Genomic DNA, 11483 nt, shown 5'->3' with positions numbered 1-11483 from the left:
CTTCGTCCATCACCTGCAGCAACAGGTTGAACACATCGGGATGAGCCTTCTCTATCTCATCGAGAAGCACTACCGAATACGGACGGCGGCGCACCTTCTCGGTCAACTGTCCACCCTCTTCGTAACCCACATATCCCGGAGGAGCGCCGACAAGCCGCGACACAGTGAACTTCTCCATATACTCGCTCATATCGATGCGTATCAGCGTATCGGCCGAATCAAACAGGTATTCCGCAAGCTTCTTCGCCAGATGCGTCTTGCCTACACCTGTCGGTCCGAGAAACATGAAGGTACCTATCGGCTTGTTCGGATCTTTCAGACCTATGCGGTTGCGCTGTATAGCCTTCACTATCTTGCTTATAGCTTCATCCTGACCGATGATGGCATCCTTGAGTCTCGGCCCCATCTCTTTCAGACGCTTCCCTTCGGCCTGCGCAATGCGCTGAGCCGGCACACCGGTCATCATCGCCACCACCTCGGCCACCTTGTCCTCATCAACCGTCTCGCGGTTCTCCTGAAGATCCTTTTCCCATTTCAAACGCGCCTCATCGAGTCGTACCTTGAGCTGCTTCTCCGCATCGCGGTACTCCGCCGCACGCTCAAAATCATGCTCACGGGCCGCCATCAGCTTGTTGTTGGCCGTTTCGGCTATCGCATCCTCGAGGGAAGTGATCTCATCGGGCACTGCTATATTGGTGATATGCACCCGCGATCCGGCTTCGTCAAGCGCATCGATGGCCTTGTCGGGGAATGTCCGGTCGGTGACATACCGCTCTGTCAGACTCACGCATGCCTCCAGCGCCTTCTCCGTATAGCTGACATTATGGTGCATCTCATACTTGTCCTTGATGTTATGCAGTATCGTCAGAGTTTCCTCTGGCGTTGTCGGCTCCACCATCACCTTCTGGAAGCGGCGTTCGAGAGCGCCGTCCTTCTCGATATTCTTGCGATACTCGTCCAGAGTCGTCGCACCGATGCACTGTATCTCGCCACGCGCCAGCGCAGGCTTGAGCAGATTGGCCGCATCCATCGAACCGGCCGCATTACCGGCTCCCACGATAGTGTGAAGCTCATCGATAAACAGTATCACATCGCGGTTTTTAGCCAGCTCGTTGAGTATAGCCTTAACACGCTCCTCAAACTGACCGCGATACTTCGTGCCGGCCACAAGCGAAGCCATGTCGAGCGATATCACCCGCTTGCCGAACAACACACGCGACACCTTGCGCTGCACTATCCTAAGAGCCAGCCCCTCGACTATCGCACTCTTACCCACACCGGGCTCACCTATCAGCACCGGATTGTTCTTTTTGCGACGGCTCAGGATCTGCGCCAGACGCTCTATCTCCACCTCACGGCCAACCACCGGATCCAGACGATCCTGCTCGGCGGCACGTGTCATGTCGTTGCCGAATTTGTCGAGCACAGGAGTATCGCCACCCTGACCTTTCGGCTGCTGGGACGAAGAGCGCTGATTCTCACCACGCTCCTCCGGAGCATCGGGTGCGTCATCCTCATCATCCTCGTCACTTCCGGTATATGCGCTCTCCGCACCGGAAGGCTTGCCGGTGAGCTGACTGTAGATGGCATCATACGTCACACCGGCCTGAATAAATGCATTCATGAAATCCATCGCTTGCGTTTCGGGGTTATGGAATATGGCCAGCAACAGATGCTCCACGTCGACCGTATCGTTTTTCAGCATACGCGCTTCGAGCACACTGAGCTTTATCAGACGGTTGGCTATGTCGCTCACCGACACACTGGGCGTCGCCCCTTCGGTGCCATGGTTCTCGAGAGCCGATTCAAAGAGATATTTATCGAGATGCTGCTGCAACTCATAGGCCGAGCTACTGCCTGAAGCCCGCTCCACCAGTCTGAACCCTTTGCCGGAAGCATCGCTTATGATTGCCATAAGGATATGCTCCGGACGTATCACACCGGTATTGTGGCGCAAAGCCTGCTGAGTGCTCTCGTTGAGCACCTGCTTGAGCTCGGCTGAAAAATTGGTTTCTGTCATTAGCTTTCCTTTCTGTCCGGATCGGATGATCATTCACTGACTGCGCACAGGATTTTTCGCCTGACTCGCTACCGTCACCCGATGCCGGTTTGATTTGTTTTCGTATATTGCCGTAAAGTTAGCAATAATTGTGCCAACACGGGCAACTTTACATCACATCACGTGAAAAAATTCGTCACGATTCACCTTTTTTGCAAAATAATCGCTACCTTTGTATGATATTTAACAAATAGGAAAACAACGTAAATTATATCCCTACGTCTTTATGGCATCAGAAGATGATTTGATCAAAGAAGACCGCATCGACCGCATCGACATCAACGAACAGATGAAGTCGGCATATATCGACTACTCCATGTCGGTCATCGTCAGCAGAGCGCTACCTGACGTGCGCGACGGACTCAAGCCCGTACACCGCAGAGTGCTCTTCGGCATGAACGAAATGGGCAACACATCAACCAACGGCTACAAGAAATCGGCCAACTGTGTCGGAGAGGTGATGGGTAAATACCACCCGCACGGCGACTCGTCGATCTATGGCACTGTCGTGCGACTCGCACAGCCGTGGGCAATGCGCTACACGCTTATCGACGGACACGGCAACTTCGGATCTGTCGACGGCGACGGAGCCGCAGCCATGCGTTACACCGAAGTCAGGCTAAAACGCATCGGAGAAGAAATGCTCAGCGACATCGACTCAGAAACAGTCGACTTCCAGCCCAACTACGACAACACACGTCAGGAGCCGCTCGTGCTTCCGACTAGATTCCCCAACCTGCTCGTCAACGGAGCGCAGGGAATCGCCGTAGGCATGGCCACCAACATACCTCCGCATAACCTCACGGAATCCATCAACGCATCCATCGCACTGCTCGACAACCCCGAGATCACAATACCGGAGCTGATGGAGCATATCCCCGGACCCGACTTCCCCACAGGAGGCATAATCTGCGGCACCAAAGGAATACGCGACGCATTCTCCACCGGACGCGGACGTGTCATCATCAGAGCCAAAGCCGACATAGAGCACCACGACTCGCACGACAACATCATCGTACACGAGATACCTTACAACGTCAACAAAGCTCAGCTCATCGAATACATCGCCGAACTCGTCAACGAGAAGAAACTCGACGGAATCGCCGACATCAACGATGAGTCGAACTACAAAGGCATGCGCATCGTCATCAGGCTCAAATCCGACGCCAATCCCAATGTAGTGCTCACGAAGCTCTTCAAGATGACGCAGATGCAGGCATCGTTCAGCGTCAACACCGTCGCACTCGTCCACGGACGTCCACGCACCCTCAACCTCAAGGAAATGCTCGGAGCGTTCATCGAACACCGCCATGAGGTAGTGATCCGACGCACCAAATTCGAGCTGCGCAAGGCCGAAGAGCGCGCCCACATACTCGAAGGACTCATCATCGCATCGCAGAATATCGACGAGGTCATCAAGATAATCCGCGGATCGGACTCCACCGACGACGCCAGAGCACGACTCACCGAACGTTTCGGACTCTCCGACCGCCAGACAGCCGCAATCGTCGAAATGCGACTCAAACAGCTCACCGGACTGGAGCAGGACAAACTCCGTCAGACCTACGACGAAGTGCTCGCAGAGATCAACCGACTCAAAGAGATACTCGACAACGACGAGGTGTGCCGCGCAGTCATCCGCACAGAGCTTGAAGAAATACGTAACAAATACGGCGACGCACGCCGCACAGAGATCAACGCTCGACTCACCGGCGAGTCCAACCCGGAGGACGAAGTAGCCGACGACGACATGATCATCACCATATCCCACCTCGGATACATCAAGCGCACGCCGCTATCCGAATTCCGCGCACAGAACCGCGGCGGAGTCGGAGCCAAAGGCAGCGACACCCGCGACAAAGACTTCATCGAGCATATCTACCCCGCATCGATGCACAACTATATGCTCTTCTTCACCAACCGCGGACGGTGCTACTGGCTTAAAGTCTACGACATACCCGAAGGAGCCAAAAACACCAAGGGAAGAGCCATACAAAACCTTCTCTCTATCGAACCCGGCGACTCCGTCAAAGCGTTTATCCGCGTCAAAGGACTCAACAACAAAGATTTCGTCACATCGCACAATCTTGTGTTCGCTACCAAACGCGGCATAATCAAGAAAACATCGCTCGAAGCCTACTCGCGTCCGCGAGCCAACGGCGTCAACGCCATCATCATCCGCGAAGGCGACGAACTCATCGCTGTCGAGCTCACCGACGGCAACTCCGAGATCATCATGGCCAACCGTAACGGACGAGCCATACGCTTCCACGAAAGCAAAGTCCGCGAAATGGGACGCGTCAGCACCGGAGTGCGCGGAATGACACTCGACGGCGACGACGACGCACTCGTCGGCATGATATGCATGGAACCCGACACCGACAACACAGTGATGGTACTGTCAGAAAACGGCTACGGCAAGCGATCACCGCTCGACATTGACGCCACACTACCCGACGGAACCGTTGAACACCAGAATGTCTACCGCATCACAAACCGAGGAGGCAAAGGAGTGCGCACAATGAATATCACGCAGAAAACCGGAGCGCTCGTTGCCATCGAAAGCGTCAACGACGACAATGATCTCGTGATCATCAACCGTTCGGGCATCACACTCCGCGTAAGAGTGGCCGACATCCGCGTCATGGGCAGAGCCGCACAGGGTGTGCGTGTCATAAACCTTGAGAAACGTGGCGACGTTATAGCATCAGTATGCTGCGTCGATACCGACCCGGAGGAAGAGCACGAAACCGACACCGTGGAGATGCAGGCCGAAGTAATCGAAGAAGCTGTCGACGAAATGATCGACGAGATCTCCGACGACATCGTCAATGACGACGAAGAAGAGATCATCGAAGGCAACGATGAAACCGACGACACCGACAACTGAACGACCGAGATCCCTCATAAACAAACAACAATACCTTAATAATTATCTCAACCAACTGAAACGTTATGAAGAAAATCTCCCTTTTAGGCTTAGGGCTCTTCACCGCAATGGCTGCCACAGCACAGACCAACGTGGTCAACGACGCCAAGCACATGCTTGATCAGGCAAAGCCTGACTATGCAGCAGTGCAGAAGACCATCCAGCCCGCTCTTCAGGACCCCTCGACCGCCAATACGGCCATGCCCTGGTACATCAACGGCAAAGCAGGGTTCGGAATCTTCGACAACGCATATATGCAGGAAGCACTCGGCACACAGCTCTCGGCCGACCAGAAAAAGGCTGCCGGAGCCGGACTGCTCGAGGGCTATAACTCCTACATAAAAGCGCTTCCGCTCGACGTAGAGATCGACAAAAAGACCGGCGAGCCCAAACTCGACAAGAAAACCGGCAAGGCCAAGCCCGGAAAACTCGTCAAAGAGATGGTCAAGACCATGAAGGACAACTACATATCCCTCAAGACCGGAGGCATATATCTCTTCGACGTGCAGGACTATAGCGGAGCCTACGACGTTTGGGAAATGTACGTCAATCTCCCCTCAAGCAGCGTGCTCGGCGACGATGCACCCAAGGCTGAAGCCGACACACTCGTCGGACAGATCATGTATTATCAGCTGCTCGCCGCCCTCTCAAGCGACCGCAACGCCGAGGCTCTCGCCAAAGTGCCGCAGATCGAAAAGACCGGCTACAAAAACATCGATGTCTACGTCTACGGCATCGAGGCCGCACGCCGTCTCAACGACTCCATCGCACAGCTCGACCTCGCCAAGCGCGGATATGCCGAGTATGGCACACAGAACGTTTCGTTTGTCGGACAGCTCATCAACGAACACCTCCAGCACAACGATTTCGACGGATGCTACAAGCTCGTCAACGAAGCTATCGCAGCCACTCCCGACTCGATGGCCGCAGTCAAGAGCCAGCTCTACGACATACTCGGTGTGATCTACGAGCAGCAGGACAAGAGCGAAGCCGCCATCGAAGCATTCGACAAAGCCATCAGCATCGACGCCACACAGGGCAAGAACTACTACGACAAGGCACGCGTGATCTACAACCAGGCCGTCAAGATCGACGAGTCAATGGTCGACGCCCCCGAAAGCGAACGCAAAGCCAAGGTGGATCCCCTGTTGCTCGATGCCGCCAAGCTGTTTGAGAAAGCCTACGAGATCGATTCCACCAATCTCACCAACATCCCCTCGATCCTTTACCGACTCTACTATCGACTCGGAGCCGGATATGAGGAACAGGCTGAAACATGGAAGGACCGCTGATCAGTCCATTCGCAGTCAAATATAGACACTGACAATATCCCGGCCGGACACCCGCAAGAGCGTCCGGCCGGTTTGCCATAAAAACCCGCATAATACATGAAAATACTTATATCCGCGGCCATTGCCGCCCTACTGACCACAACAGCATTCACTTCCGCCGCCGCAACCGTCGACGTCACCCCGCTCCCTGCCCATATCACCGATGCCTCAGGTGAGATGATCATCACGCCGGCGACAACACTTGTCATTGAAGCTCCTAAGGACGACGCAGAACGCCTGCGCCGATACATCGACACCGAGTGGCGACACTTCCCGGCGTCCGCCGCCAAAAACACCTCCAGGATACAGCTACGCACCGTCGGCCACATCGACGGAGTCGACTCACCCGAAGGCTACCGGCTCTCAGTCACCCCAGACGCCACCATCATAGAAGCGACATCCGGAGCCGGACTCTTCTACGGCCTTCAGACACTCATACAGCTCGCCGACGGAACCGACACCATAACTGCCGTCGACATCACCGACTCTCCCCGTTTCGGCTACAGAGGCATGATGCTCGACATATCGCGACACTATCGCGACAAAAAATTCATATTAAAACAGATCGATGCTCTCGCACGACTGAAAATCAACCGTCTGCACTTGCATCTCACTGACGCTGCCGGATGGCGCATAGAAATCAAACGCTATCCACGCCTGACAGAGTATGCCGCATGGCGCCCCGAACTCACCTGGAAAGAATGGACCGACGGCGGAGCACGCTATGCCGAGGCTACCGACTTCAACGCACACGGAGGATTCCTCACACAAGACGACGCACGCGAGATCGTACGCTATGCCGCCGACCGATACATCACGGTCATACCCGAAATCGAGATGCCGTCACACTCCGAGGAACTCACCGCCACATTTCCCGAAATATCCTGCACCCACAACCCCAAGGGCGAGCCTGACGTCTGCGTCGGCAACGAACAGACATTCGAGATACTCCAGAATATACTCGACGAAGTGATGGACATATTCCCTTCTGAATACATCCACATCGGAGGCGACGAAGCATCTAAAAAAGCATGGAAAGAGTGCGACCTGTGCCACCAACGCATGACACAGGAGGGACTTAAGGATGTCGACCAGCTCCAGAGCTATCTCATCCACCGCATCGAACAATATCTCAATTCCAAAGGACGTTCGCTCATCGGCTGGGACGAGATCATGGAAGGCGGTCTTGCACCAAATGCCACTGTCATGTCATGGCGCGGCACGGAAGGCGGCATCAAAGCCGCACGCAGCGGCCACCAGGCCGTCATGTCGCCCGGAGGATACTGCTATCTCGACTCCTACCAGGACGCACCGGCCACACAGCCCGTTGCTATCAGCGGATATCTGCCGCTTCAGCGCGTCTACTCCTATGACCCGGCGCCCGACAGCCTCGGCATCGACGTCACCCGATGGATTACAGGCATACAGGGCAACCTCTGGACCGAATACGTCCCCACAGCACAGCATGCCGAATACATGCTTTGGCCCCGCATGATAGCCATAGCCGAAATCGGATGGACACCCCAGGCCTTGCGCTCGTGGGAATCATTCAGACCGCGGGCATTGAAAGTTGCCGACCATATGCAGAGCGACGGCTACACCGTCTTTGACCTCAGAGGCGAGGCCGGCAACCGACGCCAGTCGACACGTCCCGCAGAACATCTGGCAAAAGGCAAGAAAGTGACATACAACGTACCCTGGTGGAGCAATTACAACGCAGCCGGCGAAGCCACTCTGACCGACGGACTCCGTGGAGGCTGGAGCTATGGCGACGGACGCTGGCAGGGATTCCTCCATCGTGGCGACCAACGGGTTGACGTCACCATCGATCTTGAAAAACCGACCGACATCACATACGTCGGCGCCGACTTCATGCAGATCACCGGCCCCGGCGTATGGTTCCCCGCCAAAGTGGAGATCTCCGTTTCCGATGACGGCAAAAACTTCACCACCCTCACCACCATCGAACACAAACAGAAAGATTCCACCGGACTATCATTCAAGGAATTCTCATGGAGTGGCACCGCACGTGCACGCTACGTGCGTTACTGCGCGACATCCACCGAAGGATGTCAGTTCACCGACGAGATCATCATAAGATGATCTACCGTCAGTAGGCACACCGACTGCCACCGACCTACACGGATCCGGCCTGCGCGCACAACCATCACGCAGGCCGGATTGTTCTATTCTTGCATCAACAATATCACCCATGATCACTATCATCTATACACATCCCGACCCCTCAAGCTTCAACCATGCCATACTCTCGGCCATAACCGACATGCTTACCGGTCGCGGAGATGACTATCAGGTAATCGATCTGTATGCCGATGGCTTCAGTCCGATAATGACGCGCGACACTCTCGCCGATGACCGCTCCGGCCACACCGACGACCCATTGGTCAAACGCTATATCAAAATGCTGCAGCGCACCGACCGCGCCATCTACATCTTCCCCATCTGGTGGGGAATGATGCCGGCCATGCTAAAAGGTTTTATTGACCGCACTTTTATTAAAGGATTTGTCTACGACACCACCGACAACGGCGACATAATGCCACTACTGTCGGTCGAACGGACACTTATCGTCACGACCTCCGAAGGCCTTTCAGTCGACTTCGCGCCATTTGTCAGCGGCTACTTCGCCCCGATGATCCTGCAGCCTGCGGGATTCAACGGATGCCGGTGGATAAACTGCGACGAAACCGATACCGGTTCACCCGACATGCGCCGCGACTTCATAGGCCGCGTACTGCAGCAGATCTGACCGACGACATGCGTGCACGGCGCCTCATGGCCTGAATGCCGTAGGCCACTGCCACCGACATTAGCGGACTGAGATAGTTGAACACACACATCGGAGCGTATGCGAGCGTCGACACTCCGAGCACTGTCGACTGTGCCATGCCGCAGGAATTCCACGGTATAAGCACCGACGTCACGGAGATCGAGTCCTCCAGAGCACGTCCGAGCAACTGAGGCCGCTCACCAAGCCGTCGGTAGATATTGCGGTAAAGATTGCTGCCTATGATGATCGACAGATACTGGTCGCCGGTGGCACTGTTGAGAAACAGCCCGCTGCCTACTGTCGCCCCCACAAGGTGTCCCGTCGATTTCAGACGCCGGGCAAAACTCTTCGTGATAGCGCCGAGCATTCCCGATCCGAGCATCACTCCGCCGAAAATCATCGCGCTGCCTACCAGATACACCGTAGGGAGCATTCCGGCCACGCCACCGGTGGCTACCAGCGGATCCAGCATGGCTGAACCGGTCGACACTTCGGTGGAGCTAAACAGCACCCTCGCCCCGACACAGGCCATGGCCATCACACCGCCGTCATCACCTGCAAGCATCCCCACTATCTGAGGCTGACAGATATACATCACTGCCAGAGCCACACCTGAACTGACCGCAAGCGTCAGCGTTGTGCCCGCGCGCATGGCAAGCAGAGCTATCGTCAGCAGCGGCACCAGCGCAAGCCATGGAGATATATTGAAAGTAGAAGTGATCGCATCGCATATATCTGTCTGATCAAAGCTGCCGCTGACACCCGACATCAGCCCAACACAGGCAAAGACCGCAAGCGCTATCGCCATCGCAGGCACAGTTGTCACCATCAGCGAACGTATGTGGCTGAACAGCTTCACCCCCGTCGAAGAGGCGGCAAGAACAGTCGTATCGCTCAGCGGCGACACTTTGTCGCCGAAATAAGCGCCCGAGATAACCGCACCGGCTATCCAGGCCTCGTCATATCCCATCACGGTGCCGATACCCATGAAAGCAACACCGATCGTGGCTATCGTGGTCCACGACGTGCCGCTCATCACCGACACTACCGCCGATATGGAGCAGGCGAGAAAGAGAAACATCACCGGATTTAGCATATTCACGCCATAGTAGATCATGCCGGGCACCACACCCGACAGCATCCATGTCGCTCCAACCGTACCGATAAACAGCAGTACAGGCACAGCCGGAAATATCTGTCTGACGCTCTTGCGTACCCCGAGCATCAGCACCCTAAACCTGCGTGTAGTAGTGATCATTGTCAATGCCACGCAGACAGCCGAAGCGCCCAACAGCAGCTTATAGCCCATCGAGAGCACGTCGGATGCGCCGCGCGTAAGGATTACTACGGCCAGAGAAATCAAAAGAACCAATATGGGGATCAGCGACACGGCAAGTGTCGGATTATGCGTTGTTTGACTGTGTGTAAATTTCATTCCGTATTTTTATGCGTACAAAATTACACCGATTCCTCCGCCCTTGCAAATTTTCCTTTATAAAAATTCAAAACAAACACAAAAAAGCACGCACAAAAAGCATGACGGCGCGCCGTGACCATCGTCACTGCACGCCGTCATTATTCTTCGCTGCAGGCGAAATCACAGCAGGTCATTCCACACCACCCGCCATATTCCGCCTGCTTCGGTTGCGTGGTTTATTTCAGCTGAGTCTGCGGATCTATATTGGCCGCCTCTATATCCTTATAGTAACGGTAAGTACCCACCTTCAGCTCCTCGCAAGCTGCCTCGTCGGCCACGATGAGCGCCTTCTCATGCATCTGGAGAGCCGAGATAGTCCACATCTGGCTGATGCCGCCCTCCACGCCATGATGAAGCGCACGGCTCTTGTTGTGGCCGTTGACGATAAGCAGCACGCTGCGGGCCGACATGATCGTGCCCACACCTACCGTGAGAGCAGTCTTCGGCACGAGATCGACATTGTTGTCGAAGAAGCGTGAATTGGCTATGATTGTGTCGCGTGTCAGAGTTTTCATGCGCGTACGCGAAGTCAGCGACGAACCCGGCTCATTGAAAGCTATATGGCCGTCGGGGCCTACGCCTCCGAGGAAGAGATCTATGCCGCCGTAGCTCTTGATCTTCTCCTCATAGCGGCGGCACTCCTCGGCGGGATCCTCGGCATTGCCGTTGAGGATGTTGACATTCTCGCGGGGAATGTCTATGTGGCTGAAGAAATTCGTCCACATGAAAGTATAGTAGCTCTGTTCGTGGTCGCGGGGAATACCGCAGTATTCATCCATATTGAACGTAACGACGTTCTTGAACGAAACCTTACCCTCCTGATACAGCTTGATCAGATTGCGGTACATGCCCAGAGGCGAACTGCCCGTAGGGCATCCGAGAACGAAAGGATGTTC

General features: G+C 55.1%; 7 protein-coding genes. 4 read left to right on the top strand and 3 right to left on the bottom strand.

The window, feature by feature from the left end:
- Positions 1–2020 (bottom strand): ATP-dependent Clp protease ATP-binding subunit (locus C5O24_RS07550; RefSeq protein ID WP_107681667.1); only part of this gene is annotated, 2020 nt, incomplete at its 3' end.
- Positions 2021–2303: 283 nt separating this feature from the next.
- On the opposite strand from C5O24_RS07550, the gene gyrA reads away from it, so the two are divergent.
- The 4 genes from gyrA (at position 2304) to C5O24_RS07530 (ending at position 9089) form a co-directional block, all read left to right on the top strand.
- On the top strand, positions 2304–4949 hold the full coding sequence (gyrA, locus tag C5O24_RS07545) for a DNA gyrase subunit A (RefSeq protein WP_107035178.1): 2646 nt from the start codon (positions 2304–2306) through the stop codon (positions 4947–4949).
- 65 nt (positions 4950–5014) lie between these two features.
- On the top strand, positions 5015–6280 hold the full coding sequence (locus tag C5O24_RS07540) for a tetratricopeptide repeat protein (protein ID WP_107035098.1): 1266 nt from the start codon (positions 5015–5017) through the stop codon (positions 6278–6280).
- A 96-nt stretch (positions 6281–6376) separates the two neighbouring features.
- Positions 6377–8422 (top strand): glycoside hydrolase family 20 protein, encoded by a 2046-nt coding sequence (locus C5O24_RS07535; protein WP_107035099.1) that lies wholly within the window; start codon positions 6377–6379, stop codon positions 8420–8422.
- A gap of 109 nt (positions 8423–8531) precedes the next feature.
- A complete protein-coding gene (locus C5O24_RS07530; protein ID WP_107035100.1) occupies positions 8532–9089 on the top strand; it encodes an NAD(P)H-dependent oxidoreductase in 558 nt (185 codons plus the stop codon).
- Here C5O24_RS07530 and C5O24_RS07525 read toward each other — a convergent pair.
- A complete protein-coding gene (locus C5O24_RS07525; protein ID WP_107035101.1) occupies positions 9061–10545 on the bottom strand; it encodes a Na+/H+ antiporter NhaC family protein in 1485 nt (494 codons plus the stop codon). The two genes, C5O24_RS07530 and C5O24_RS07525, sit on opposite strands and share 29 nt — an antisense overlap.
- 218 nt (positions 10546–10763) lie before the next feature.
- Positions 10764–11483, bottom strand: a 720-nt coding sequence (gene nagB, locus C5O24_RS07520) for a glucosamine-6-phosphate deaminase (RefSeq protein WP_107681666.1), incomplete at its 5' end; no start/stop codon positions are given.

It is taken from the genome of Paramuribaculum intestinale, from assembly GCF_003024925.1.
Lineage (GTDB): Bacteria > Bacteroidota > Bacteroidia > Bacteroidales > Muribaculaceae > Paramuribaculum > Paramuribaculum intestinale.
The sequence above is the reverse complement of the archived record's forward strand: the minus strand, read 5'-3'. Positions and strand labels throughout refer to the sequence as shown.

Coding starts and splice junctions, on each gene's coding strand:
- C5O24_RS07535 (WP_107035099.1), top strand. CDS start 6,377: ATGAAAATACTTATATCCGCGGCCATTGCCGCCCTACTGACCACAACA.
- C5O24_RS07530 (WP_107035100.1), top strand. CDS start 8,532: ATGATCACTATCATCTATACACATCCCGACCCCTCAAGCTTCAACCAT.
- C5O24_RS07525 (WP_107035101.1), bottom strand. CDS start 10,545: ATGAAATTTACACACAGTCAAACAACGCATAATCCGACACTTGCCGTG.
- C5O24_RS07540 (WP_107035098.1), top strand. CDS start 5,015: ATGAAGAAAATCTCCCTTTTAGGCTTAGGGCTCTTCACCGCAATGGCT.